This is a genomic window from Nitratiruptor sp. YY08-10 (assembly GCF_016629565.1).
Classification (GTDB): Bacteria; Campylobacterota; Campylobacteria; order Campylobacterales; family Nitratiruptoraceae; genus Nitratiruptor.
In genome coordinates, this window is sequence record NZ_AP023057.1 from 117,701 (window position 1) to 143,490 (window position 25,790).

Here is a 25,790-nt window from a genome sequence, read left to right on the forward strand (position 1 = left end):
TTTAAGTTCAAAGTAGGGATAATAGAAAAAACATATAAGGAATTTTTATGAAAAAACTCTTGATCATCTCTCTTTTTAGCTTGGTTATATGGGCAAACAACTGTCTGGAATGTCATACAGGAATAGAAAATATCCGTGATCCTCACAGTGGCATGGCAAAGGCGATTGCCAAAAAGGCAAAAGAAGCGGGTTTTGCCGACAACAGCTGTATCGTCTGCCATGGAGGCAATCCAAAAGCTACGACCAAAGAGAAAGCTCACAGTGGTACAATTGCGTACTTTTTGAAGCATGAGGGTCCAAAAGAGTTCTATCCAGATCCCGGAAGCGCATGGATCAATAAAAACACTTGTGGAATGTGTCACAAAGAGCAGGTCAGTGCACAGATGAATAATTTAATGAATACAGAACAGGGAAAGATTCAAGGAGCATTGTGGGGATTTGGATGGAATATACGAGAGCATAAATACGCAAACTACAATCTTACAAATCTACATAAAAGAATAGGCACAAAAACGTATCAAAACTATATGAAGCAAATTTCTCAAAAAGAGCCGCAAGTTTTTGTAAAAAAGACGATTGAGTTGCCTCCGGCACCTACTGCCGATGAAGTTGCAAAAGATCCGAAACTGGCGGCCATAACGTACCTGAGGCAAGAGTGTTTGCGATGCCATACGGCAAGCAAAGGTAGAAGCAGAAGAGGTGATTTTAGAGGAATGGGGTGCAGCAGCTGCCATATTCCATATTCAAACGATGGATTTTACGAAGGAGGTGATCGGGCGATACCAAAAAATGAGCCTGGGCATCTATTGACGCATCAGATTCAAGCAAGCCGAGAAGCGAAAGTACATATCCATGGCATTACCTATAGCGGTATTCCAGTTGAGACATGTACGACCTGTCACAATAGAGGTAAGCGAATAGGGGTGAGCTATCAAGGGCTCATGGAGACAGCCTACAATCCAACCTTTGATGAACATGGCAATCCTCAGCCAAAACTCCATACAAAGCACTATTTGCATATGAGTGAGGATGTGCATTATAAAAAGGGGATGTTGTGCCAAGATTGTCATACCAGTATCGATTTACATGGAGACGGAGCGATTGCGGGATCCACACTGGGGCCTGTAGAGATCGAGTGTCAAGATTGTCACGGCACAGTCAAGCGCTATCCGTGGGAATTGCCTTTGGGGTATTCGGATGAGTTTGGACGAAAACTTTCCAGTAAACCAAGAGGGGTGACAAAAACTTTGGCTGAATATCTGAAAAAAGGGACACTATACGCTCCAAAAGATGGATATCTACTCAGTGCCAGGGGCAATCCTTTGCCAAATGTTGTTAAAAGTGGTGATGAGGTGATTGTCCATCTTGCAAGCGGAAAAGATTTGAAATTAATGCCTCTTAAAAAGTTAGCAAAAGAGCATAAACTCTCTCAAGCGGGTGAAGTCGCCATGGGACAGATCGGCAAACACCTTGAGAAGATGGAGTGCTATGCCTGTCACGATACCTGGGCACCGCAGTGTTATGGATGTCATGTGAAAGTTGACTATAGCAAAGGTAAAAAGCATGTAGATTGGTTGGCTGTAGCACATGACCATGATATCCACGGGAGCGATGCAGCCAAACGAAAAATGCTCAAAGAGCATTTGATCGATGGGCAGGTAACGGAGACGAGAAGCTATCTTCGATGGGAAAATCCGATTTTGGTACAAAATGGTGAGGGACGCATCGCCCCTGCGATTCCGGGATGCCAGACCACAGTGACAGTTATAGGGAAAGATGGCAAAGCGGTAGTGCAAAACCATATCTTTACCGGAACCGATAACAGCAAGGATGTATTGGCTATCGACATGGCACCGGTGCATTCACATACGGTGCAAAAAGAGGCAAGAAGTTGTGAAAGCTGTCATAACAATCCCAAATCGATGGGGTATGGTATTGGAGGTGGCAAACTTGTAGCAAGTCCGGGTGATACACTTATTATCGATCTGATGACAGCCGATGGGAAAGTGATACCAAAAAAGGTGACCATCCAAAAACCAAAAGTCGAAGGACTGAGCTTCGATTGGAGTCGTATCATCGATGAAAATGCAACGCAGCTTGTAACGGTTGGACACCATTGGACGCTTTCGCGCGCACTCAATCATGAAGAGCTCGAAAAACTTGATCGAAGAGGTGTGTGTATGAGCTGTCATACAATGATACCGAATAAGGATTTGGCAGTGAGTTTGATGGTGCATGTGGCGCAGATGGCAAATGTCAAGATTAATAACTCGATGCATAAAACTATCTTGCATAAAAGTCTGCTGCTTAGTGCATGGGTACAGATTTTGGGAGGAGTTTTTGTTGTAATAGGAGTATTGTATTGGATTATCCGAAGGAAAAGAAGGGTATGAGCTGACAATTCAAATTACAACCCACGAACAGTGTACCTTGGCTGCAGTATATAGAGTCTTGGTTTGATAAACGATAATGTGTTTTTTGCTGGATAATGCAATTCAATTATATTTTCGGCTTGTTGAATTGCAAAAATAGAAGAAAAAAGCAGGTGAGTGATTTATCTTTAAGAAACTTTTGTAGATTTTTTCTTTATACTGGTTATAGATAGCTTGAAAAGATATATTATGAGCCGAAATACTATACAATGGAAAATTTTCTCCCTTCTTCTCATTTTTGCAGTCGTTATCATGCTGCTTTTTGTTTTTATCGAAAATAGATCCCTTATAAAAAATGTACAGACGGCTGCTTTGGAGAATGCGATTCAAAAAGCAAATGAACGAGAAAAGGTATTTCATGCTTTTTTGGATCAACAAGCAGATCTGTTAAAGGCGCTTAGTCAATCTCATATTCTCATGAACACGCTCAGCAAAAAAAGGATCGATCCAAAACTTGAGGATCTTTTTGTAACAATAATGCGGGCTAATCCTCAAATATTTCTTATAAAGCTGACGATTCCAACGTCTGGTGTTGTCATTGGAGTTAAAAAAAACACAAATCGCTATGTCTGTTTTAAACAAAAAGGTAAAAAAATTGCAAATCCATCAAACCAATTACATAAAAAGGTTATTTTTTCCTCAATTTTTGTAAAAAAAGATGAAACAAATACAACGGTACCTTTTATTACAGCTTCGCTACCACTGTATAGGAAAGGAGTGCTTAAAGGATTATTGAGTGCGGATATCTCAATACAGTCTTTTTTGAAACGACTGCTTGATATGCCGCTGTATGACATTGTGCTATTTGATAAAGAAGGCTATCCACTTTTTCATTATAACTCTAAATATAACTGGGCACGATACAACAACATAGCCTACACGCTTTTTACCCAATATCCTGATGATTATGAGAATATCATACATCATAAGATATATACAACCGACAGTTTTGTGACCGCTCGGCTTGATACCGACCTGAACGACTCCTTGTACATGTTGTTCAAACTCAAAAGAAGTTATTTAACGAAGCAGGAAAAACTGTTTGCCAAACAGATTTTGATTGTCTTGATTTTCGTTTTTGTTCTGACTATTGTGATTGCTTGGCTTCTGGCCAGAATTTTTCATACACATTTTGCTTCCTTGGAACAGATTGAAGCCTTGCATAAAAAACAAACGAAGATCAATAAACAACTTGCAATGCAGAAAAAGGAATTTCAGGCACTTTTTGAATTTGCGCAAGCCGGGTTTGCTATTATCGATATGTATACGAAAGATATTCTGCAGGTCAATAAAAAAATGACGGAGATATTGGGTTATGCAAAAAAAGAGATGCTTGGGAAAAAATATACCGATTTTGTGGCTTCCAGATTCCAAGAGCGTATGAAAGCGATATTAAGAAAAGTAATTGAACAAGAAAAGATAGAAAATTTCATTGCCGAGTTTATCGCTAAAAATGGGCGGGTTAAAATTCTCAAAAGTTCCATTATCTTTTTACCGAATCAAGAAAAGTTTTTGATTACCTCTGAGGATTATACTGCTGTATATTTGCGGGAGCAAAATTTAATTAAAGCTGCACAGACAGATGCATTGACGGGTTTGCCGAACCGGAATGCATATCAGATGAAACTGGAAGAGCTCATGAGTCTTTTTGAGCGATATCAAACCGTGTTTTCGATACTTTGTATCGATATAGATCATTTTAAAAAAATCAACGATACCTATGGACATAAAGAAGGGGACAAAGTTTTACAAGAAGTTGCAAAAATTATGCGAAACACGCTCAGAGTTTCTGATATAGTTTTTCGAATCGGCGGCGAGGAGTTTGTGGCGTTGCTCCCTGAAACTGATCTTGCTGCAGCGAAGCAGGTGGCCCACAAACTGCGAACAATGATTGAAGATCAGATGAAACTTGCTCAATACAATGTAACAGTCAGTATAGGTGTGACCCAGGTAGAGTCCAAAGATACATATGATTCTATATTTATACGGTGTGACAAGTGTCTGTATCGTGCCAAGGAAAATGGCCGAAACATGGTAGTATCCAGTGAAGATCTGTAATATTTTGTGCAAATATAGTTATCTGTTTTTATCTTTTTTTATCTTGCGCTACAAAAGCTGTTACAATCACACAAGTACAGAAAAAAGGTAAGTAATGCTGAGATTCGCTGTCTGTCCTCACGATACCGAGTTACAATCAGCAAAAGAGTGTTGGAAAAAAATAAGCAAAAAATTGGCATCTATACTTCATCAAACAGTAGAATTGGTAACTTTTGAAAACTACATTGAAGAGCGGCAGCGTATCAAAAAAGAGCGATTTGATATCTATTATGCCAATCCAATCATAGCCTATAAACTCTATAAGCAAGGATATCGACCTATAGGAAAACGAAATGAGGAGCAAGATTGTTTTGTCATCATAGGCGATAAAGGTGGCAAAACAGATGATGAAGTTCTTTTGGTTTTGGTCTATTTAGAGACTCATATTTTGCCGATTCTCCATTTTGAAGAGGTGGATCTCCTTAGAGCAAAAGTTGTGTATGTTCATTCACAGCGGGAGATTTACGAAAAAGTGAGACGAGGTGAGGCCGATTTTGGGATTATTTATCAAGATATATACGATTCCATTGAAGATAAAGAGAAGATTCCGGTTTATCGCTATTTTCCTACGACATTTTCACACTTTTTTATGGCTTTGGAGGAAGTTGCTGATATAGCAGGTGATGCATTGGAGCAGATTGAAGAGTTGGGTTTTCAGAAGGTATCCGATCAAGAGTTTCTTGAAAGCTATCGTTCCACATTTCCGATAAAACCTCTATTGCGCATTAGAGAGCTGTTCGATCTTTCCAAAGCGATTTACAACATCCCATTTATCGGCGTTATTGTCTACCAAGAATATATTATCTATGCAAACCGCTATATCCAAAATCTTTTGGGATACACCCTTGAAGAACTTCAAAATAGCAGTGTATCCGATTTTGTAGCAGATAAGTATAAAGATGCCATAGAAAATGCTATTCAAAAGCGCCTGAGAGGGGAACAATTTGTACAGAACTATTTTGATCTGAAAATTCGGACCAAATCAGGTTCTTTTCGATATGCCATCTCTTTTTCGAACACAATAACTTATCAAGACGAATTTTCAGGAATCGTTTTTTTAATCGACGTTACAAGAGAAGTTCGTTATCAGCGATTGTACAAAGCTTTGAGAAACATTAATAGGGCAATTACAAGTTTAATGAGTGAGGGGGAACTGTTTGAAACCATTTGTCAAACGGTCACTCATGAATTGGATATTGCATTGGCATGGATTGCTGTTCCTGATAAAAAGAGCAAGATTTTTAAAAGAAAATATGCATGCGGGAATATCTCCTATCTTGAGGAGATCCAGATCACTTTTGATGAAAAAGTTCCATTAAGTAAAGGACCAACAGGGACTGCTTTTAAAGATGGAACGATACATATCAATGAGAACACATTGCAAAATCAGGCAATGAAGCCGTGGCGTGAATCCATGTTGCGATACGATTTTTACTCTTCAGCTGCCATTCCTATCAAAAAATCGGGTGAAGTGGTGGCTGTACTGAATCTTTATGCGACACAGCCATATTTTTTCAGTGAAGAGAATAAAACATTACTGGAAGAACTTGAACATGATCTTGGATTTGCTTTAGAAAAAATAGAACATATCCAACAAAGCTATATGCTAAGAAACGCTCTTGAAAAATCGGATGAGTGGGTTCTTGTAACAGATGAAAAAGGAAAGATCATCTATGTCAACGAGTTTGTTGTGAAAGTGTCTGGATACACAAAAGAGGAGATTTTGGGTAAAAAACCCAGTATATTCAACTCTGGGTACCAGTCGGCAAATTTTTATAAGCAACTATGGTCTTGTATTGCTGCTGGGAAAGAGTTTAAAGCCATTTTTGTCAATCGGGCAAAAGGAGGAAAACTTTTTTATCTTGATCAAAAAATAGTACCTATCCTACTTCCTGGTGCATTGAAGCGTTTTATTGCTCTTGGGCGGGATGTAACAAAAGAGAAAGAGCTTTCGAGGGAGCTTGAGCATATACGGTACCATGATGTCATTACAGACCTCTATAATTTTAATGGATTCAAATTCAAAGTAGAAGAGCTTCTAGAACAGACTGAGCAAGATGAATATGGTGCTTTAGCGGTTATCGATATCGATAGGTTTTCCTATTTCAATAAGATTTATGGTGTTAGTAGAGTTGATGAGATTCTAAGACGAATAGCAACCATGTTGCTTGTCCATTTCGGCAAAGATACAATCATTGCAAAAACCGGAGGAGACGAGTTTAGCCTTTTTTTCTCAAATATTCATCAAGAAAAACAGCTTTTCGTCATTAAATTTGAATTGGAAACTATATTTAGACAGTCGTTTCGGATAGAAGAGAATGTAATCAAACTTGCTGTTCACGGAGGGATAGCTCTATATCCGAGTGATGCAAAAAGTTTTTCCGAACTGTATGAAAATGCTTTTTTGGCATTAAAAAAAGCAAAACTGGAGCATCAAAATATTCTCTTTTTCAATCCAGATATTGAAAAAGGAGTTCGTTACTCCCTTCAAGTGCAACAGCTTTTGGCTCAAGCCATAGAAAACAAAGAGTTTCTTTTCCATTATCAGCCCTATTTTGAAGCGAAGACACAAAAATTGGCAGGATTTGAGGCACTTATTCGGATTAAGGATGCACAAGGCAATATCCATTATCCAAACGATTTTGTAGACTATCTTGAAGAGTCCTCTTATCTCAAAGAGTTTGAGTCCTGGGCATTGCAGGAAGTGGCGGAAAAAATCAATCAATGGAATCTCCCCATCAGCATCAATATCTCGGCAAGAACGTTTCAAAATCCTGATTTTCCTATCAAAGTAAAACAGTATACAAAAATGCTGAAAAAGCCGTTGAAAGTAGAGATAACAGAGCGGCTTTTTATGAAAGATATTCGATTTACCAAAAAGTTGATTGAATCATTGAAAATGTCCGAGACAGTAGAGATTTGCGTGGATGATTTTGGAACCGGCTATTCATCTTTATCTTACCTCGAAGAGCTGGAAGTTGATGTTTTGAAGATTGATATAAGCTTTGTACGAAAAATGGTTCACAGTTTTCGGGCAAAAGCGGTTGTACAAGGGATTATTTCTATCGCCAAGGCACTTCATATGAAAACGATTGCAGAAGGGGTTGAAACGAAAGAGCAGTATGAGCTTTTACGAGATTTTGGTGTAGATTATATTCAAGGGTTCTATTTTGCAAAACCAATGCCGGAAGATGAAGTAGTTGAAAAATATTTTACATAGTTTCGGCCCAGAGGCCGAAATATCACAGACGAGATTCGTATCGTCTGAGCATATAGAGTCGTTTGAGCATTTTTTTGCGTGCCGCAATCTTCTCTTTTTTTCGTCTTTCGGTTGGCTTTTCGTAAAATCTACGAGCACGAGCTTCCGTGACGATCAAGTTTCTATCAACTTGCTTTTTGAAAAGGCGGTACGCTTCCTCAAACGACTGATCAGGTCTTACGAGGATGCCAGGCATACTGACATCACCCCCTTTCGGTTTGAAATTGGCCGTTATTATAGCATAAAACTATAACTGCTTTTTCAAATCAATCTTTTGGAGATAGAATATATATACTTTTTTGATTCTTTCAAAGATCTTTGCTTTTTTGTTGATCATAGATGTGTAAATTAAGATTGCTACTTCTAACATATCGAGTATAATCTCATTATCAATGAAATGTGCTTTGAAGGCTGCTTTTATACAGTTTCTTGGTGAAAAAACTCGATTTGTCAATTGACTCTTTGAGTTTTCTTTTTGCTTGAAAGTCGGGGGATAAATCAAGAGTGACATCAGAATATTTCGTAGCATAACCTTTCGCACGTAAACCAAAGAGTATTATCTTTTTAGAATGATAGGTTTTAAGATAGCCGATTTGTGGGTCAGTCAGCTTTTTCATTAGGAACCCTCACTAAGGATAAAAATTATAACCCAATAGAACCCTTATTTAACAGGAAAAAAATTATTAATAAAAATTTAATGTTATTAGCGATATAATTTTGAAAACATTTAAGGAGGTGCTATGAAAGTAGCAAAAAGTATCGTTTTGGCAACTGCGTTGATTGGTGCAAGTGCATTTGCAAAAGATGCTCTTATCGAGAAAGCGAAACAAGCAGGACTTCAGCCGATTCCTCAAGAGGTGAGTAAACTTTTCAAGTTGATCGATAATCCGAAAAACCCTATCACAAAGGCAAAAGTTGAGCTTGGTAAAAAGCTCTATTTCGATCCACGCCTTTCTCGAAGCGGCCTTATCAGCTGTAATACATGTCATAACCTTTCTACTGGCGGAGATGACAATGTACCGGTGGCAACTGGACACAAATGGCGACACAATCCACACCATCTCAACTCTCCGACAGTCTATAATGCTGTTTTTAACCAAAAACAGTTTTGGGATGGTAGAAGTCCGGATCTAGAAGATCAAGCGACTGGTCCGATTCAAGCAGACGTAGAGATGAATATGCCAAAAGAATTGGCAGTGAAAGTTGTCAAAAGCATTCCAGAATATAAAAAAGCGTTTGCAAAAGTCTATCCTGGAGAAGAGATTACAATCAAAACTATCGGAAAAGCGATCGGAGCATTTGAACGAACGCTCATAACTCCAAGCAGATTCGATGCATATCTGAGTGGCGATGAAAAAGCTTTGAGCAAGGCTGAAAAAGAGGGTCTTAAAACATTTATCGAAGTAGGATGTGCAAGTTGTCATAACGGTGTAGGACTTGGTGGCGGCATGGCACCATTCCCGGCAGTTGGAAAATATAAATATGCGAATATAGGTGATTTCAAAGGCGATAAGAATGGAATGGTGAAAGTGCCAACACTAAGAAATATTCTTGAAACTGCTCCATATTTTCATAATGGTACAACCTATGATATCAAAGAAGCGATTGCGATTATGGGAGAAACTCAGCTAGGTAAAAAACTTACTAAAAAACAGATTGACTCAATTGCCACATTTTTCAAAGCACTTACTGGTAAAAAACCATATGTGCGCCTTCCAATGCTTCCAAACAGCACTCCATCAACTCCAAAACCTGATCTGAACTAATCTTGGGGCTTTTGCCCCGTAACCTTTTTGCTACAATAAAGCAAAAAGGAACCACATGGAATACCGCTATATTGGACAATCTGGTCTGAGGGTTACCTCTATCTGTCTTGGAACGATGACCTTTGGTTCCACGACATCAAAAGAGGAAGCTTTCAAAATTTTAGATAAAGCCTACGATTTTGGAATCAACTTTTATGATACGGCAGAGCTTTATCCCGTGCCGCCAGATAGCAAATGGGCTGGTCAGACAGAAAAAATAGTAGGAGAGTGGCTTAAAACAAAGCCAAGGGATTCCATCATATTAGCTACAAAAGTAGCGGGAGCTGCCAGTGGATGGTTTGTGCCGCCGATTCGCCACGGTCTCACTGCAATGGATCGCTTTCATATAAAAAGGGCAATTGAAGGATCATTACAAAGGCTCCAAACCGATTATATCGATCTGTATCAGATGCATTGGCCAGATACGGTAGTGCCAATAGAAGAGACAATGCGAGCTTTTGATGAGCTGGTACAAGAGGGAAAAGTACGATACATTGGGACTTCTAACGATACTGTTTATGGTCTTACGAAAGCAAACATGGTAGCCAAGTACGAGGGGCTTGCACGGTTTGAATCGATTCAGAACAATTTTAGTCTGCTCAATCCCAGATTCTTCGATGAACTTGAGACGGTTTGCAGAAGGGAAAAAGTGAGTCTATTGCCATATTCACCTATAGGTGGTGGCATTTTAAGCGGGAAATACAACCAAAAGTTTATCCCTGAAGATGCCAGATTTTCACTCTATCGCAAGCATCCTGTCAAACGTGTGCGAGAGCATGCAAAAAGATTTTTTAATGATAAAACCCTTGGCTTTACGGCCGAATATCTCGAAATTGCGAAAAAACATGATATTCATCCGGTGACTTTAGCCGTTGCCTATTGCAAACATTTCGATTTTGTAGCTTCTACCATCATTGGTGCAAGAAAGCTTGAACAACTCGATGCGAGTCTAGCTGCAATGGAAGTAAAACTTTCCCGTGAAATCCTCAAAGAGTTGACTTCTTTGCAAAAAAAGTACTGCTATCCTATGGGGTAGCAGCATCCCAAGAACATTAAAATAATCTAACACAAATTAGTCTTGGACAATATACGTTATACCAAAGATCTATATGCAGATGAACAAAATGACGAAAAAATTAGTCAAAACACTTGACTTTTTCCGCCAATAAATCTATAATTGCACGTAATAATAAATATAAAAAAACAAAATGGTGCACAATGGACTATATCTATATGCGTTCTCATATTGAGAAGTATTCAATCGCGATACAGGAAAAATCGATACAAGAGTATCTTCATAGCCATAATATAAAGGAAGCTGTTACATATACAGAAAGTGCACCTACTTCCAAAAAACTCGATGAAAGAAAAGAGCTTAAGGAGTTCATTCATTCATTAACTGCAGGGGATCGTCTCTTTATTTATGATCTCCGGGTTATTAGCCAAAGAGTTGGAGAAGTGGTTCAGTTTCTCAACTGTATTTTTAATCACAATTTGCAACTCATTGTTACGAAATATGCTGTTAGAATTCAAAAAGAGACTCCTGCATACGTCGTTGTTTCTCTTTTAAATCAGCTGCGCCAGGAGAACAGAAACGAACCGATGCATAAAGGACGGCCGAAAGGAAGTCTTTCAAAATCCAAATTCGATGCATTCAGAGACACAATCATCATGATGCTTAAGGAGGGATATAGTGTGAGTCAAATCGCTAAAAAGATAGGAGCTAGCAGAAGTTCCATTCGAGACTATATAACAAGTCGTGAACTTGACAAAATTGTTCAGGGAGAAATCTCAAGTCTTAAACTCCCTCATATTTCATGTGAAATCAACAATAAAGGATAACTATGGCAACTGCAACAGCAAAACCCAACAAGGCCAAAGAGTACCTCAAGAACTGGGTACCATATCGATATAAGCGGTATATAATGTTTGCGATTGTGACAATCGTAAGCTTGGTGCTGCCCTGGATACGAATCAACGGCAACCACTTTTTTCTATTAAACTTCGATCATATGCAACTGCATCTGTTTTTCGTACGGTTCGATATGCAAGAGCTGTACCTGATGCCGTTTTTGCTCTGGATTTTGTTTTTCGGGATATTTTTCATCACGACCCTTGGCGGTCGAGTATGGTGCGGATGGAGCTGTCCACAGACTATTTTTCGAGTGATCTATAGAGATTTGATTGAGACAAAACTGCTGCACTTGAGAAAACGGATCAGCAATAAACAGATCGAACCGGATATGAGTAAACCGGAAAATAAAGTGAAAAAAGCAATAGCGATTCTCATCTGGTCCGTTCTTGCTTTCATCGCAGCGGCAGATTTTCTGTGGTACTTCGTTCCACCAGAAGATTTCATAAAATATATCCAAGATCCGGCCAACCATACGATCTTGATGGGATTTTGGGTAGGGATCGCTCTGTTCTTGATTGCAGATGTGGTCTTTATCAAAGAGAACTTCTGTATCTACATCTGTCCATACGCAAGAGTACAGTCCGTTTTATACGATGAAGATACCTTCCAGACAGTGTATGACTATAAACGGGGCGGACGCATCTACGATGAACATGGCAACCTGATCGTCCATAACAAAAAAGAGCTCAAAGCCCAAAGCGAAAACGCAGAGTGTACCTTGTGTGAATCCTGCGTCAAAGTGTGCCCGACCCATATCGATATACGAAAAGGGATGCAGCTAGAATGCATCAACTGCCTTGAGTGCGCAGACGCCTGTACAAAAGTGATGGGGGCCCTAGGAAAAGAGAGCCTGGTCCGCTGGACAAGCTACTACGCACTGGAAAGCGGTAAACCTACACGCGTCTTTCGATTTCGAATTATCGCATACATCGTGATGCTCACCATCGCATTCGTGGCGCTCTTTTGGATGGGAAGCAAAAAAGAGCATATGCTCTTAAACATCAACAGAACAAGCCAGCTCTATAAAATAGAACCAGACGGAAGAGTGAAAAACACCTACGTCTTCTTGTTCCAAAATACAGAGCGACAAAAACATAAATACTATTTCGAAATCGTAAACAATAAAGATATCAAGATAGAACGGCCAAAAAAACCATTTACCGTCATTCCAGGTAAAAAAGTGAAAAAAGTGGTAGTACTGTATACAGACAAAGTGCTGGTCAAAAACAGCAAAAAAGATACACCAATACCAATCAAGATCAAAGCCTATGCGGTGGATGATCCGAAAAAGATTGTAGTGTACAGAAACACCATCTTTGTCTTCCCGCGTTGGGATATCTATCAAAATCATCTGAAAAAATAGGGGATATTCTCCCCTGTTGCTGCTACATAGGAGGGGTGGATGAAAGTAGCAATACCGGTAAAAATGAACAAAAAAGATTCAGCGATTTCGCCGTTATTTGGCCATGCAAAATGGTTCGCATTTATTGAAAATGGAAATGTCACCATTACACAAAACCCTTATGATGGGGGGATACAGGTTGTCCAATGGCTGTTGGATGAGGGAGTAGATGTGGTGATCACGCAACATATAGGACTTAAGCCTTTTACACTGCTGCAGAAAATGGACGTTGATGTGTACTATCCAGGAGATGGTCGAATAACCATTGAAGAGGCTATGCGATGTTTTGATCAAAAAGGGTGTGAAAAAATCACATTTGATACAATAGATAAATTTGCACGCCATAAGCATTGAGGAGAGGGAATGGGCAAAGAGGGATTTAATGAATTTGGTGAGCCAACACTACAAAAACTGGATGATTACGGCAAAAAAGCGCCAGAAGAGAAGAGAAAAGCGATATTTTGGGTGATTATTACAGGGCTTGTTCTTGGCGTTTTCTATGCGATGGCGAAGTACTACTTTAAAGATGTCGGTGAAAAAGAGATCAATGTTCCTCAAGAGCAGAAAATCATGCACTATTAGGAGTGAAAAATGAAAAAAGCAGTTGTACTTGGAGGTGGGTTTGCTGGAGTCGAAGCGGCAATATTTTTGAGAAAAGAGGGGTTTGCAGTTGATCTCATCTCGCCAAGACCTTACATGTATATCTATCCAACCTCTATCTGGGTGCCGGTATATGAGGCTGAGTTTGCGGATGTATGCATTCCTATGAGTGAACTCTCCGAAGTTCACGGTTTTACCTATATTCAAGACAGTATCGAAAAAATTGATGCGAAAAACAAAAAAGCAGTTGGCAAAAAGGGTGAATATAGTGGCAATTTTTTGGTTATCGCCATGGGTGCTGGGAAAGTCAAGCATGAAGGAAGCGAACATTATATGAGTATATGTGGTGAGCCTGAAGATGCCATTCGTATGAGGGACAGGCTTGATCTTTTGATCACCGCAAAGGGTCATGGAAAGATTGCCATGGGGTTTGGTGGCAATCCAAAAGACAGTTCTGCTGTGCGTGGAGGACCTGCATTTGAGATGATATTCAATGTCCATAACTATCTCAAGAAAAAAGGGCTTCGTGACAAATTTGAACTGACCTTTTTTGCAACAATGGCAGAACCCGGGAAAAGACTTGGTCCGCAAGCTTTAAAAATGATGGATGTTTTTTTCAATAAGCTGGGCATTAAAAAGCATTTTGGCAAGAAAATAAAACGGTTTGAAAAAAACGGTATCGTTTTTGAAGACGACTTTTTAGAGAGTGACTATACGATGTTCATACCTGCAAATGCCGGTCACCCCGTCTTTCAGGAATCGGATCTGCCTCTTAGCGAAGCCGGTTTCATTTTAGTAGATGAGTATTGTGAAGTTAAAGAGAAGCCAGGTGTTTACGCCATAGGAGACAGTGCCTATATCGAAGGACCTCAATGGAGGGCAAAACAGGGACATATCGCAGAAGTCATGGCAAGAAACACGGCAAACAATATCGCCATCGATGCTGGTGTGAAAGTTGGAAAAAAAGAGAGTTATATCGAGCATCTTAATATTATCTGCGTTATGGATAGCGGTGACGGAGCGGCTTTCGTCTATCGTGATGAGAAGCGAGGTTTTATGCTTCCTATGCCATTTGTGGGGCATTGGCTCAAAAAAGGCTGGGGATGGTACTGCAGAAACTCCAAACTCAATAAAATTCCAAGACTACCGGGACTGTAGTCTTGGGTTTTTTAAAAATGCATAATATGAAAACAAGTATTACAAATATTATCAAATTTTACATTAACGGTTTTCGAAATATGAGCAAGCTTGGTAGAAAGCTTTGGCTCATTATCGCAATAAAGTTATTTATTTTTTTTGTGGTAATCAAGATGCTCTTTTTTCCCGATATCTTGCATGAGAAGTTTCATTCGGATAAGGAAAGAGGAGACTATGTTATGAAAAATCTCTTGGGAGGGGAAAAATGATCGATCCAACACTCGTTGATTGGAGTAGAGCCCAATTTGCTCTGACTGCAATCTATCACTTTTTGTTTGTTCCGCTGACGTTGGGCCTCTCATTTATCGTAGCGATAATGGAGACACTCTACGTCACCACAGGAGATACAAAATGGAAAGAGGTGACACTCTTTTGGATGAAGCTCTTTGGGATAAACTTTGCCATTGGACTTGCTACTGGAATTATTATGGAGTTTGAATTTGGAACCAACTGGGCAAATTATAGCTGGTTTGTTGGTGATATCTTTGGAGCACCTTTGGCAATTGAAGGGATAATGGCTTTCTTCTTGGAATCTACCTTTTTTGCCGTTATGTTTTTTGGTTGGAACAGAGTAAGTAAAAAATTTCATCTGCTCTCCACCTGGCTTGTAGCCATCGGATCAAATCTCTCAGCCCTTTGGATTTTGGTGGCCAACGGATGGATGCAGCATCCTGTCGGTATGCAGTTTAACCCTGAAACTGCCAGAAGTGAAATGGTCAACTTTTGGGAAGTCATTTTTAATCCCAATGCATATAATAAATTTTTGCATACTATTAGTGCGGGCTATATCACTTCCGCAATCTTTGTAGTTGCTATAAGTGCTTGGTTTTTGTTGAAAAATGAAAAGATGAAAGATTTTGCAAAACGATCTATTTTGGTTGCTACTAGTTTTGGTCTGATTACTTCAGCTTATAACATTTTAACAGGTGACAACTCAGCCTATACGGTTGCTCAAAACCAACCGGTCAAGCTTGCTGCGATGGAAGGGCTTTATCAAGGAAAAAAAGGTGCTGAGATTGTTGCTTTCGGTATTTTGAATCCCGATAAAAAACTGGGGGACAAGCAAGAGGATTTCTTATTTCAAATCTCCATTCCAAAAGCTCTTTCAATTCTTGGATACCACAAACTGGATGCCTATGTCGCAGGGATGAATGATCTTGTGTATGGAAATAAAGAACACGGGATCGAATCGGCTGCAAGTAAGATAGGAAAGGGAAAAAAAGCGGTCGCTGCTTTGAAAGCTTTTAAAGAGGCGAAAAAGCAAGGTGATATCCAAAAAGCTAGTAGTGCATTGGCTCAGTTTAGACAATATGAAAAGTATATGGGGTATGGCTTTTTGGACAAGCCTGAGGAGATTGTGCCACCAGTACAGATTACGTTTTATAGTTTCCATTTGATGGTCGGGCTTGGGATCTGGTTTTTTGTACTTATGATCGTAATGCTCTATAAAGCGATGACAGGTACTTTAACAAAAACCAGAACATGGCTCAAGTTGGCTTTTTACTCCTTGCCTCTTGGATTTTTGGCAAATGAGCTTGGATGGATAGTGGCAGAAGTCGGGAGGCAGCCTTGGGCCGTACAGGATCTCTTACCAGTGAAGATGGCAACGACCCATATCTCTACGACTTCGGTGATGATAACATTTTGGCTTTTTGCAATTTTGTTTACCTTTTTGCTTATTGCTGAAGTGAAAATTATGGCTACGCAGATCAGACTCAAAGGGGGCGAAAATGTTTGAGAAACTGAGTACGTATGCACTGCAGGAATACTGGTGGTTTATCGTTTCGCTCCTTGGAGGTCTTTTTCTCTTTCTCACTTTTGTTCAAGGTGGCCAGACAAAGCTTGGTCTTGCTGGTAATGAGGAACAAAAAGATCTAATCGTCAATGCTTTGGGGCGGAAGTGGGAGCTTACTTTTACAACATTGGTTCTTTTTGGTGGAGCCTTGTTTGCTGCATTCCCCCTCTTTTATGCAGTAAGTTTTGGTGGAGCCTATGGGCTTTGGATGGCGATTTTGTTCAGTTTTATCATTCAGGCGATAGCATACGAGTATAGAAAAAAGCCAAACAACTTTTTCGGACAAAAAGTGTACGAGTTCTTTTTATTTCTCAATGGAACAGTCGGTATATTCTTAATCGGTGTGGCATTGGCATCTTTGTTTACTGGAGCCGCTTTCAAACTGGATGATATGAAACATATGATATGGCTTGGAAGTATGAGAGGATTGGAGGCTTTGGGAAATCCTTTCAATATCCTTTTTGGCGTCATGATGGTTTTTCTTGCCCGTCTCAATGCCAATCTCTATTTCATGTTTATTTTAGATGATCCGGAGCTTGTAGAAAAAGCAAAAAAGGCAATAAAAACAGATTTTGCGATATTTTTGGTTCTTTTTTTAGCGGTAGCCGGATGGATATTAAGTATGAGTGGTGTAGGATATGAACAAAACAAATTTTTTGTTGTAGTGCACAAATATCTCAACAACTTTCTTGAAATGCCGCTTGTTTTAGGTGTATTTGTGGTTGGTGTCGGGTTGCTCCTAGGAGCAGTCGTGATGGCTTTAAAAGGAGTGAAAAAAGCTTTTTGGTTCAGTTCGACCGGTATTACAATGGTAGGGCTTTCTCTTCTGCTTATTTTAGGATACAACCATACAGCCTACTATCCAAGTATTGCCGATATTGGAAGTTCACTTACCATTGAAAACAGTTCGGGTAGTAGAGTGACGCTCATTACGATGAGTTATGTCTCTTTGATGGTGCCATTTGTTGTGGGATATATCGCCTATGTATGGAGACTTATGGATAGTAAGCCGTTAAGCGAAGATGAAATAGAACACGATGTTATGAGTTATTAAGGAGAAAAAATGGGTGAAGCTCTATTTTGGTATGCAAGCTGGCCTGTTGTGATTTGGCTGGCATATAAATTTGTGCGATTAAATTTCAAATATATTTCAGGAGAATGCTGAGCCTTTAAGGCTTAGCTAAATTTAAATTTTTTGGTGTACAATTGAAAGAGGACTTGTGAAAGGAAGTAATGAAAAACTTTTTACAAGAAAACAAACAACTCTTTCGATGGATTACTATGGAACATGAAAAATTTTTAGAAGAACTGCTGACTTTATTGATCCAAGACAATATTACGAATGAAAAAGCAGAGGATTTTGGTGCCGAAATTTTTGAAAAGGGGATCAGTTTTTCAAAGCTTGCTATTTTTTTAGATCTTTTTTCTCAAAAATTGAATACGAAAGAGTATGAAAACTATCTTATAGTTCGGGATAAAGTAGCCAAAGGTTATCTTCGAAGAAGACTTCCACAAGAGATCGAGAGCTTGAAACTTGGTATCAACAACAATCCAAATATTGTGTCAAAAGATGATTTAGCGATTATTACAGAACTTTTGCACTGGCTGGAAAAATTGATAGATTCTGTTTTACATGAAACCAAGCCTCCTGAAATCAATGGGAGAATAGCTGAATTTATAGCATTTGTGAATGAAAGAAGCGGGATATTTTTTGATAACGCAACGGTAAAAAAAGATTTTTTAAAAACAAACAACGAACTATATCAATGCGCCAAAGAGGCTGTTGATTTTTATGAGCAAAGACGCTATTTTTATTTTAATCTTACCTATATTGAGCTTATAGCTCTTTTTTTAAAAATGACTACACTGATGAGTGGAATGTTTTTGGAAGAGGAACTTCTATCTATTTATATCGATCCGATTACGAAATTACCAAATCGTTTCCAGCTTCTAAAAGATCTTGATAAATTTTCCAATGTGTATCTTTTGATTCTTAATATCCGCTCTTTTTCAAGACTGAATGTATTGTATGGGTACGATTTTGGTGATGGGATTTTGAAAAAACTGGCAAATATTTTGATGCAAACGTGTGCCATAAAAAGTTATCGAATTTATGGGGATGAATTTGCTGTTTTGGTTGAAAATGAAGAGGATGTGTATCGGTTGTATGATAGACTCAATGGCACAATAGAAATTAAAACGAAGGATGAGCCGTTTACCCTCTATTTTTATGGTGCGTTTGATGAGTTTGTTCCTCAAGCTTTGGAATCATGTGAATTTGCACTTTTTCGAAGTGATAAAAAAGAGTTATTGGATTCAAGAGTAGTCAAAGAGATGATTCATGAAGTAAAACATGAACTTACAATGACACAAAAACTCAAAGAGATAATGGTCAAAGACAGCATCATTCCATACTATCAACCAATATATAGTACACACGAGGATAATGAAAAAATCATTAAATATGAAGTGTTGATGCGATTGGAATATGATGGAAAACTTTTACAGCCAGGAGAGTTTTTATCAATTTTACTAGAGGCGCCTTTCTATACGGAATTTACTAAATCGATACTTATTAAAAGTTTTCAAACCTTTGCAAATAACGATTTTACCTTTAGTGTCAATTTTACGCTCAAAGATATAAAAGATAAAAATATAAAGATACTGCTTGACACTTTATGCAGACAACAACCTAAAGTTGCTAAGCGACTTACGATAGAGATTGTTGAGAGTGAAGCTTTAAAAGAGTTTGAACTGCTCAATGACTTTATCCAATATTTTAAAAAATGTGGCATTTCATTTGCATTAGATGATTTCGGAAGCGGATATTCCAATTTTGCGCAATTTGCAAAACTTGATATCGATTATATCAAAATTGATGGTTCAATTGTCCAAAATCTTCTAACAGATGAGAAAATGCAAAAGCTGTTGGATTCTATTATCGCATTTGCCGATACATTACAACTCAATACAATTGCAGAATATGTGGATAAGAAAGAGCTTTTTGATTTATTGAAAAATCGTGTTGATATGATACAAGGATATTATATCGGTAAACCTCAGCCTATCCTACAAGAATCGCAACTTTAGTAGCAAAAAGTTTCCTTTAAAAGAGTTATAATTTTTAAAACCCTATAAAGGAGGCCAAGATGGCTAAACTAACAGAATTTGAACAAACGGTAGCACAAAGAATCAAAGAGCAGATTGAGCTCAATAAAGAAAAACCGGAACTTGGCAATGTAGACCTGGAAAAAGCGATGGAGCTATTAAAAGAAGCAGGAGCGATTTTGCTTGATGTGCGACCACCTGCCAAAGTAAATGGAGAAAATGCAGAAGAGGCTGATATTCCGGATAGCTACTATACTCCGTATACTGAATTTACTGAATATCTTGACATCTTGCCTGCTGACAAGACAACGCCTATTATCACGGCGTGTTTAAAAGGTTACTTTGCCAACAGAGTCAAGGGATATCTTGAAATGCTTGGATATGAAAATGTCTATGCATTCGGTGGCAATATAGAAGACTGGATAGCGGCGCATAAAGCGCATACAGGTGAGATATAAACTGTTACTGGGGCTTTTGCCCCTTCTGTTTTTAGGGTGTGAATCCAGAGTTTACAAAAAAATTTATGCATATCCCTCAATTCCCATAACATGTCTCAAACTCAAAGCTTCAAATCCTATCGTTGCTTATGCTTTGCAAAAAAGAATCGATTTTCAAAACAGCTGTCCATTTATTTTAAAAACTACTTCACACTTTGTTGCTACCTGTTCTTCTGCAAAAGCGAAAGCATTAGGAAGCGACTTTGACGGATTTTTGCGTTTGGAACTTTTCGAAAACAACAAGCTTTTGTATAGAGACCAAGTTGATTTTAAAGGGTGTATCACACAAAAAATAGTTGATACACTGTTACAGTCGCTGCAAAAGGATATGAAACTCTCAATAGATATACGTTATAATCCCAAAAAATAACATAAAGGTCCCACATGCAACTTGGTTTGAGTCCCTATCTGGATATTGGTGGGAAAAGAGTGGATATTCATAAAGTGTGTACACTCTTAGAAGCTTTGCAAGAAGAGGGTTCCCTTCTTCGGGCTTCAAAAAAGTGTGCAATGAGTTATAAAGGGGTATGGGATCTTTTGGCTTTGCTCAATAGCGAAAAGGAGCAGCTCACTTCATCGAAAATTGGTGGACTACGAGGTGGAGGAAGTGATCTGACACCGTTTGGCAAAAGGTTATTGCAAAAGATGCAAGAGCTTTTGGAAATTGAACACCAACTCAATAGATTGATCAAAAGTTATGAAACTATAAACGGACTCAAGCAGTTTAAAAAACTTCTGCAAAATTCGCTATATAAAAATATAATACCTGTTGTGATAGAAGAGGTGAAAACGAAAGGCAAAGAGGTTGTGGTTGCCGGAAGTTACAATCAAAATCGCCTAAAGGCGAGAGTATCCAAACCAAAAGAACAATTTTTTGTAGGACAAAAGGTCTATTTTGTATTTGATCCATCGGCAGCAAATCATAAAGGTGAGAATTTCTTAAAAGGAATTTATGCCGGTAAAGAGAGTGGAAAAACGAAGCTGATTGTCGATGATCTTGAAATTTTGGTAGAAGGAAAGGTCGAGCTGAAAAATGGTTTAGCCTATGTATCAATCAGGCCAAAAAGTATTCAGGTAATTCCATGCAATTTCGATTAAAAAGGGAGAGACGAAAAAGTTTAAAGATAGAAATCCAAGACGAGGAAGTTATTGTCAAAGCCCCATACTGGATATCCAAAAGAGGGGTTGATCTGTTTATAAAGGCCCATCGGTCCTGGATAGAAAAGGAGCTGCAAAAGGCCTCACTAAGAAAAAAGAGATTCTGTTTTGAGGAGAAATTCTTACTTCTTGGAGGGCGTTATCCCCTTCGAAAAGGGAACAAAGAACTATGCTTTCAAAACGGTTCTTTTTGGGTTGAAGAACCGAGTCAAGAAGCCTTTCAAACATTTTACAAAAATTTCGCCATGGGATATTTGCGCTTGAGAACAAAAGTTATTGCAGCAAAATATAACTGTCTATATAACGATATCAAGATTACAGGTGCCAAGAAGCGATGGGGAAGCTGTACATCGAAAAGAAATATCAATTTCAGCTACAGAGTAGTAATGCTGCCTCCCGATCTCATTGATTACATTATTGTGCATGAGCTTTCTCATCTGACATATATGAACCATTCCAAAGCGTTTTGGAGTCTTGTTCATAGCAGAATGCCTGATTACAAAGAGCGGCACAGAAGGATTGCCGCATTTTTAGTCGATGATATTTAAAAAGTGTAGGTTAAAGAGAGTTTTGTAAGAGTATCACTCTTTTTTTTCCCTTCTGGTGGGAGGTTGTCGTATTTGATCTCATAGGAGAGTTTGAGACCGAGCTGATCAACTATGTGTAGGTCGAGGGACGTATCGAGTTTGCTCTCATAGTCTCGGTTTTCTTCCATATTTTCAATGGTATAAAAATTTGCTGTTAAACTATTTTTTGAGGTTATGTGATAAGTATAGTCGATTTCTGCTTTTATATAATGAAAATCCTGTTTTTGGTTCGTTGTAAGGTCATTGTAACGGTACTCGTATCCGCCAAGCAGATTGACTTCATGTTTTTGGTTGAGTGAGAGTTTATAACCGATTCCCGGGTTGACGCTGTACTGGGCATCATATCCCTCGAATCTATTGCGCAAGAAGCCAAACTTTACAAACGTAAAAAGACGTTTGTTGTAATTGAAGAAAAGATCGCTACCGAGTCGGTATCGCTCATTATCCGTTTCTCCATCCTTCTTTGAATAGAGCATATCCGCTTTCAGGTCAAATTTGGTCGATTTGGTCCAGTACGTTTGAAGAGAATATCCGGCACTTACGGAACTGGAGTTGGAGTTTCCCGTTGTAGCAAAATAGCCAAACTCTATTTTTTGCTCTGTTTTGGCAAAAAGCGAAAAAACAATAGATGCCAGTATCAAAAACTTTTTCATCTCTTTTCCTTTTTGAAACAAGATTGTACCAAACGAATATTAAGCAATATTTAGATAAAATTTTTCTTAAAAAACGAGGGTTGGAGATGACCAGATATATATTTGTTACAGGTGGTGTTCTCAGTTCACTGGGAAAAGGAATTTCTAGTGCCAGCATCGGTGCGCTTTTAAAAAATAGCGGTCTGAATGTTTCAATACTCAAAATCGATCCGTATATCAATGTAGACCCAGGAACGATGTCTCCTTTAGAGCATGGTGAGGTTTTTGTGACGGCTGATGGAGCTGAGACGGATTTGGATCTTGGCCATTATGAGCGTTTTTTGGATGTGAAACTCTCCAAACTCAATAATTTCACCACAGGACAGGTTTATCTTTCGGTGATTCAAAGAGAACGAAAAGGGGACTATCTAGGAAAAACGATCCAGGTGGTCCCACATATTGTTGAGGAGATCAAGAGTCGCATCAGAAAAGCCGGAAAAGGCAAAGATGTTTTGATCGTAGAGCTTGGTGGAACGGTTGGGGATATCGAAGGCCTCCCTTTTTTGGAAGCGATTCGAGAACTTACCCACGATCTAGGCATTCATAAAGCGTACAATATCCATGTTACCCTTGTGCCATACATTGCTGCAGCTGGTGAACTTAAAACCAAACCGACCCAACATAGCGTTCAAGAGCTTAGACGTATCGGGATCAGTCCAGATATGATCATAGCGCGGTGTGAACGACCGCTTCCAAACGATGTGAGAACGAAGATCGCTAGAAGTTGTGGCATTCCGGAAAATAGCGTTATAGAAGCGAAAGATGCAGAAACTATCTATAAAGTGCCCCTCAATTTCCTTAGGCAAAATATCCTTGAACCAATCTCACATCAATTGAAGCTTGGCCATCTCAAACCGCAGATGGATGAGTGGGATATGATCGTCAAGAAGATCATAGCACCAAAAGATGAGGTAACGATCGCTTTTGTGGGTAAATACCTGGGGCTCAAAGAGTCCTACAAGTCTTTGACTGAAGCACTTGTACATGCCGGAGCGGCGCTGGATACAAAAGTCAATATCAAATGGGTAGACAGTGAGCTCATAGAAGCAGAAGGTGTTGAAGAGTTTATGAAAGATGTTCATGGTATCCTGGTTGCTGGCGGTTTTGGCGAGCGAGGGGTCCAAGGCAAAATTGAGGCTATCCGATATGCAAGAGAGCATCAAATTCCATATCTTGGCATATGCCTTGGTATGCAGCTTAGTATCATAGAGTTTGCAAGAAATGTTTTAGACATCGAAGATGCAAATTCGATGGAGTTTGATCCAGACACGAAACATCCATTTATATACTTAATAGATGAGTTTATCGATACATCAGGTCAAAAGCAGATCCGAACACACACCTCCCCGATGGGTGGAACGATGAGACTTGGTGAATATGCATGTAAAGTAAAAGAGGGCACAAAACTATGGCAGGCGTATCATCATCAAGATGTGATTTATGAGCGCCATCGTCATAGATATGAAGCAAACCCCCAGTATCGGGATATGCTCGAATCACAGGGTATGATTGTAAGCGGAGAGAGCGAAGAGGGGCTGATAGAAGCTGTAGAAATTGAGAAACATCCTTGGTTTGTAGGCGTTCAGTTTCATCCCGAATTTACCTCCCATCTTCAAAAACCAAATCCATTGATCACTGCTTTTATTAAAAACTCTTTAGAGCATCGATGAGAGTCCTTACAAAACAGGATGTTTTAAGGCTTTTACAGGAGCGTTTCCAAGAGGGTTTTGTGAAACTCTCCTCCCTTCCTCATCCATCAACCCTGAAAGATATGCAAAAAGCCTCTTTGCGAATTGTCGATGCAATAAAAAAAGGTGAAAAAATTGCCGTTGTCGGTGATTATGATGTGGATGGAGTGGTTTCGACTGCTTTGATGAAGGAGTTTTTCCATTTACTGGAGTATCCAGTTGTTGCTAAAATTCCCAATCGATTCAAACATGGGTATGGTTTGAGTCCAAAAATCATTGAAGAGCTTGGCGATGTTGATCTTATTATTACTGTAGATAACGGTATCAGTGCCCATGAAGCAGCAATGCTCTGTAAAGAAAAAGGAATCGATCTCATCATCACTGACCACCATACACCTCCTAAGACTCTTCCACCAGCATATGCTATCGTCAATCCAAAACAGGAGCAATGTTCATTTGCTTATACGGAGATTTGTGGGGCTCAGGTTGCCTGGTTTTTGATAGGACAGCTCAAACAGGATTTGGGGCTGGATGTGGATATGAAACAGTTTTTGGATATTTTGGCTGTGGCAATTATAGCGGATGTGATGCCCCTGCGACATATCAACCGCTCATTAGTGCAAGCCGGATTAAAGATGTTTGAGCGAAGCGAAAGACCTGCTGTTGCCTATCTTCGCTCAGTTTTGAAAAAACATACTTTTCACTCTGAAGATATAGGATTTACTATTGCTCCGATTATCAATAGTGCCGGGCGCATGGAAGATGCCGATTTGGCGTTAAAGTTTTTAAATGCCAAAGACTTTTTTGAAGCAAGTGTCTATTACGCGAGACTTCTTTCGCTCAATGTGCAAAGAAAAGAGGAAGAGAGAAGGGTGTTACAAGAATCTTTGGAACAAGTCGGAGATGAAAGAGTCATCGTGGTAGCCGGAGAGGACTGGAATGAAGGAGTTGTGGGGATTGTTGCTTCTAGATTGGTGGATCGATTTTCCAGACCCGCTATTGTACTCACAAGGGATAAAAACGGTTCGTACAAAGGAAGCGGAAGAAGTGTAGGTGCAGTGGACCTGTATCGATTACTGGAAGGAACAAGCCACTATCTTACCCGTTTCGGAGGGCACAAAAAGGCTGCGGGGCTTGGCTTGAAAAAAGAACATCTGCAACCTTTTAAAGAATCCATCAATGCACTCGCTCAAGAGATTCCTCAAGAAGATTTCATCGAAACATCGACAGTATTGGGGGAACTCCCATTGAGTGAGATAGACTGGGAGTTGATCGATATCCTAGAGAGCTTTGCGCCCTATGGAGAAAGCAACCCTGTGCCCAAATTTTTTGCTTCCAATGTGGAGGTTTTGGAAAAGAGGGGGGTTGGAGAAGATGGAAGACATCTTTTGATGACGCTCAGACAAAACGGTAATATATTCAAGGCTATTCATTTCCATAATGCAACAGAACTGCAAAATGATAGGATTGATATCGTGTATCAGCCTGTAAAAAATATTTACAATAATTCTATCTACATACAGTTACATATCAAGAAAATAGTTTGATGACAATTATC

The 25,790-nt window shown here is 39.1% G+C and carries 23 protein-coding genes; 20 read left to right on the forward strand and 3 right to left on the reverse strand.

Annotation, left to right across the window (positions count from 1 at the left end):
* The first annotated feature begins 47 nt into the window (after positions 1 to 47).
* From JG735_RS00685 to JG735_RS00695, 3 genes are all read left to right on the forward strand, one after another.
* Positions 48 to 2,393 carry a cytochrome C gene (locus JG735_RS00685; protein ID WP_201334954.1) on the forward strand — a complete coding sequence of 782 codons (2,346 nt, stop codon included), beginning with the start codon at positions 48 to 50 and terminating at the stop codon, positions 2,391 to 2,393.
* A gap of 228 nt (positions 2,394 to 2,621) precedes the next feature.
* The gene (locus JG735_RS00690) at positions 2,622 to 4,490 is read left to right on the forward strand and encodes a sensor domain-containing diguanylate cyclase (RefSeq protein ID WP_201334955.1); all 1,869 of its coding nucleotides are present in this window, start codon (positions 2,622 to 2,624) and stop codon (positions 4,488 to 4,490) included.
* Between the two features lie 94 nt (positions 4,491 to 4,584).
* The gene (locus JG735_RS00695; RefSeq protein ID WP_201334956.1) at positions 4,585 to 7,749 is read left to right on the forward strand and encodes an EAL domain-containing protein; all 3,165 of its coding nucleotides are present in this window, start codon (positions 4,585 to 4,587) and stop codon (positions 7,747 to 7,749) included.
* A gap of 22 nt (positions 7,750 to 7,771) precedes the next feature.
* Here the strand turns inward: JG735_RS00695 and rpsU are convergent, their stop codons facing one another.
* Entirely contained in the window at positions 7,772 to 7,984 is a 213-nt protein-coding gene (rpsU, locus tag JG735_RS00700; RefSeq protein WP_011979679.1) for a 30S ribosomal protein S21, read from the reverse strand.
* 51 nt (positions 7,985 to 8,035) lie between these two features.
* Entirely contained in the window at positions 8,036 to 8,242 is a 207-nt protein-coding gene (locus tag JG735_RS00705; RefSeq protein WP_201334957.1) for a hypothetical protein, read from the reverse strand.
* 286 nt (positions 8,243 to 8,528) lie between these two features.
* On the opposite strand from JG735_RS00705, the gene JG735_RS00710 reads away from it, so the two are divergent.
* The 15 genes from JG735_RS00710 to JG735_RS00780 all read left to right on the forward strand — a co-directional run bounded on the left by JG735_RS00710 (position 8,529) and on the right by JG735_RS00780 (position 21,813).
* Positions 8,529 to 9,554 carry a cytochrome-c peroxidase gene (locus JG735_RS00710; RefSeq protein WP_201334958.1) on the forward strand — a complete coding sequence of 342 codons (1,026 nt, stop codon included), beginning with the start codon at positions 8,529 to 8,531 and terminating at the stop codon, positions 9,552 to 9,554.
* Positions 9,555 to 9,609: 55 nt separating this feature from the next.
* Positions 9,610 to 10,629 carry an aldo/keto reductase gene (locus tag JG735_RS00715; protein ID WP_201334959.1) on the forward strand — a complete coding sequence of 340 codons (1,020 nt, stop codon included), beginning with the start codon at positions 9,610 to 9,612 and terminating at the stop codon, positions 10,627 to 10,629.
* Positions 10,630 to 10,811: 182 nt separating this feature from the next.
* Positions 10,812 to 11,435, forward strand: a complete 624-nt coding sequence (locus JG735_RS00720; protein WP_201334960.1) for a recombinase family protein — start codon at positions 10,812 to 10,814, stop codon at positions 11,433 to 11,435.
* Between the two features lie 2 nt (positions 11,436 to 11,437).
* Positions 11,438 to 12,871 (forward strand): cytochrome c oxidase accessory protein CcoG, encoded by a 1,434-nt coding sequence (ccoG, locus tag JG735_RS00725; RefSeq protein ID WP_201334961.1) that lies wholly within the window; start codon positions 11,438 to 11,440, stop codon positions 12,869 to 12,871.
* Between the two features lie 39 nt (positions 12,872 to 12,910).
* Positions 12,911 to 13,264 carry a NifB/NifX family molybdenum-iron cluster-binding protein gene (locus JG735_RS00730; protein ID WP_201334962.1) on the forward strand — a complete coding sequence of 118 codons (354 nt, stop codon included), beginning with the start codon at positions 12,911 to 12,913 and terminating at the stop codon, positions 13,262 to 13,264.
* A 9-nt stretch (positions 13,265 to 13,273) separates the two neighbouring features.
* Positions 13,274 to 13,492, forward strand: coding sequence for a hypothetical protein (locus JG735_RS00735; protein ID WP_201334963.1), 219 nt, complete (start codon positions 13,274 to 13,276; stop codon positions 13,490 to 13,492).
* 9 nt (positions 13,493 to 13,501) lie between these two features.
* The gene (locus JG735_RS00740; RefSeq protein WP_201334964.1) at positions 13,502 to 14,668 is read left to right on the forward strand and encodes an NAD(P)/FAD-dependent oxidoreductase; all 1,167 of its coding nucleotides are present in this window, start codon (positions 13,502 to 13,504) and stop codon (positions 14,666 to 14,668) included.
* A 26-nt stretch (positions 14,669 to 14,694) separates the two neighbouring features.
* Positions 14,695 to 14,916 (forward strand): DUF4492 domain-containing protein, encoded by a 222-nt coding sequence (locus tag JG735_RS00745; RefSeq protein ID WP_201334965.1) that lies wholly within the window; start codon positions 14,695 to 14,697, stop codon positions 14,914 to 14,916.
* Positions 14,913 to 16,445: a cytochrome ubiquinol oxidase subunit I gene (locus JG735_RS00750; protein WP_201334966.1), complete on the forward strand. Its 1,533-nt coding sequence runs from the start codon at positions 14,913 to 14,915 to the stop codon at positions 16,443 to 16,445. The genes JG735_RS00745 and JG735_RS00750 overlap by 4 nt, the downstream gene beginning before the upstream one ends.
* Positions 16,438 to 17,556: a cytochrome d ubiquinol oxidase subunit II gene (locus JG735_RS00755; RefSeq protein ID WP_201334967.1), complete on the forward strand. Its 1,119-nt coding sequence runs from the start codon at positions 16,438 to 16,440 to the stop codon at positions 17,554 to 17,556. The genes JG735_RS00750 and JG735_RS00755 overlap by 8 nt, the downstream gene beginning before the upstream one ends.
* 179 nt (positions 17,557 to 17,735) lie before the next feature.
* Positions 17,736 to 19,592: an EAL domain-containing protein gene (locus JG735_RS00760; protein ID WP_201334968.1), complete on the forward strand. Its 1,857-nt coding sequence runs from the start codon at positions 17,736 to 17,738 to the stop codon at positions 19,590 to 19,592.
* 59 nt (positions 19,593 to 19,651) lie between these two features.
* On the forward strand, positions 19,652 to 20,068 hold the full coding sequence (locus tag JG735_RS00765) for a rhodanese-like domain-containing protein (protein ID WP_201334969.1): 417 nt from the start codon (positions 19,652 to 19,654) through the stop codon (positions 20,066 to 20,068).
* Positions 20,058 to 20,477 carry a hypothetical protein gene (locus JG735_RS00770; RefSeq protein ID WP_201334970.1) on the forward strand — a complete coding sequence of 140 codons (420 nt, stop codon included), beginning with the start codon at positions 20,058 to 20,060 and terminating at the stop codon, positions 20,475 to 20,477. The genes JG735_RS00765 and JG735_RS00770 overlap by 11 nt, the downstream gene beginning before the upstream one ends.
* Positions 20,478 to 20,491: 14 nt before the next feature.
* The gene (locus JG735_RS00775) at positions 20,492 to 21,205 is read left to right on the forward strand and encodes a TOBE domain-containing protein (RefSeq protein WP_201334971.1); all 714 of its coding nucleotides are present in this window, start codon (positions 20,492 to 20,494) and stop codon (positions 21,203 to 21,205) included.
* A complete protein-coding gene (locus JG735_RS00780; protein ID WP_201334972.1) occupies positions 21,190 to 21,813 on the forward strand; it encodes a M48 family metallopeptidase in 624 nt (207 codons plus the stop codon). The genes JG735_RS00775 and JG735_RS00780 overlap by 16 nt, the downstream gene beginning before the upstream one ends.
* On the opposite strand, the gene JG735_RS00785 is transcribed toward JG735_RS00780, so the two are convergent.
* Positions 21,810 to 22,505 carry a DUF481 domain-containing protein gene (locus tag JG735_RS00785; RefSeq protein WP_201334973.1) on the reverse strand — a complete coding sequence of 232 codons (696 nt, stop codon included), beginning with the start codon at positions 22,503 to 22,505 and terminating at the stop codon, positions 21,810 to 21,812. The genes JG735_RS00780 and JG735_RS00785 overlap by 4 nt on opposite strands.
* Before the next feature lie 86 nt (positions 22,506 to 22,591).
* On the opposite strand from JG735_RS00785, the gene JG735_RS00790 reads away from it, so the two are divergent.
* The gene (locus tag JG735_RS00790) at positions 22,592 to 24,214 is read left to right on the forward strand and encodes a CTP synthase (protein ID WP_201334974.1); all 1,623 of its coding nucleotides are present in this window, start codon (positions 22,592 to 22,594) and stop codon (positions 24,212 to 24,214) included.
* A complete protein-coding gene (gene recJ / locus JG735_RS00795) occupies positions 24,211 to 25,779 on the forward strand; it encodes a single-stranded-DNA-specific exonuclease RecJ (protein ID WP_201334975.1) in 1,569 nt (522 codons plus the stop codon). Before JG735_RS00790 ends, recJ begins: the two co-directional genes overlap by 4 nt.
* Positions 25,780 to 25,790: the final 11 nt, after the last annotated feature.

Coding starts and splice junctions, on each gene's coding strand:
- JG735_RS00755 (WP_201334967.1), top strand. CDS start 16,438: ATGTTTGAGAAACTGAGTACGTATGCACTGCAGGAATACTGGTGGTTT.
- JG735_RS00745 (WP_201334965.1), top strand. CDS start 14,695: ATGAAAACAAGTATTACAAATATTATCAAATTTTACATTAACGGTTTT.
- JG735_RS00715 (WP_201334959.1), top strand. CDS start 9,610: ATGGAATACCGCTATATTGGACAATCTGGTCTGAGGGTTACCTCTATC.
- JG735_RS00785 (WP_201334973.1), bottom strand. CDS start 22,505: ATGAAAAAGTTTTTGATACTGGCATCTATTGTTTTTTCGCTTTTTGCC.
- JG735_RS00720 (WP_201334960.1), top strand. CDS start 10,812: ATGGACTATATCTATATGCGTTCTCATATTGAGAAGTATTCAATCGCG.
- JG735_RS00760 (WP_201334968.1), top strand. CDS start 17,736: ATGAAAAACTTTTTACAAGAAAACAAACAACTCTTTCGATGGATTACT.
- recJ (WP_201334975.1), top strand. CDS start 24,211: ATGAGAGTCCTTACAAAACAGGATGTTTTAAGGCTTTTACAGGAGCGT.
- ccoG (WP_201334961.1), top strand. CDS start 11,438: ATGGCAACTGCAACAGCAAAACCCAACAAGGCCAAAGAGTACCTCAAG.
- JG735_RS00730 (WP_201334962.1), top strand. CDS start 12,911: ATGAAAGTAGCAATACCGGTAAAAATGAACAAAAAAGATTCAGCGATT.
- JG735_RS00750 (WP_201334966.1), top strand. CDS start 14,913: ATGATCGATCCAACACTCGTTGATTGGAGTAGAGCCCAATTTGCTCTG.
- JG735_RS00765 (WP_201334969.1), top strand. CDS start 19,652: ATGGCTAAACTAACAGAATTTGAACAAACGGTAGCACAAAGAATCAAA.
- JG735_RS00685 (WP_201334954.1), top strand. CDS start 48: ATGAAAAAACTCTTGATCATCTCTCTTTTTAGCTTGGTTATATGGGCA.
- JG735_RS00710 (WP_201334958.1), top strand. CDS start 8,529: ATGAAAGTAGCAAAAAGTATCGTTTTGGCAACTGCGTTGATTGGTGCA.
- JG735_RS00690 (WP_201334955.1), top strand. CDS start 2,622: ATGAGCCGAAATACTATACAATGGAAAATTTTCTCCCTTCTTCTCATT.
- JG735_RS00740 (WP_201334964.1), top strand. CDS start 13,502: ATGAAAAAAGCAGTTGTACTTGGAGGTGGGTTTGCTGGAGTCGAAGCG.
- JG735_RS00695 (WP_201334956.1), top strand. CDS start 4,585: ATGCTGAGATTCGCTGTCTGTCCTCACGATACCGAGTTACAATCAGCA.
- JG735_RS00775 (WP_201334971.1), top strand. CDS start 20,492: ATGCAACTTGGTTTGAGTCCCTATCTGGATATTGGTGGGAAAAGAGTG.
- rpsU (WP_011979679.1), bottom strand. CDS start 7,984: ATGCCTGGCATCCTCGTAAGACCTGATCAGTCGTTTGAGGAAGCGTAC.
- JG735_RS00735 (WP_201334963.1), top strand. CDS start 13,274: ATGGGCAAAGAGGGATTTAATGAATTTGGTGAGCCAACACTACAAAAA.
- JG735_RS00790 (WP_201334974.1), top strand. CDS start 22,592: ATGACCAGATATATATTTGTTACAGGTGGTGTTCTCAGTTCACTGGGA.
- JG735_RS00780 (WP_201334972.1), top strand. CDS start 21,190: ATGCAATTTCGATTAAAAAGGGAGAGACGAAAAAGTTTAAAGATAGAA.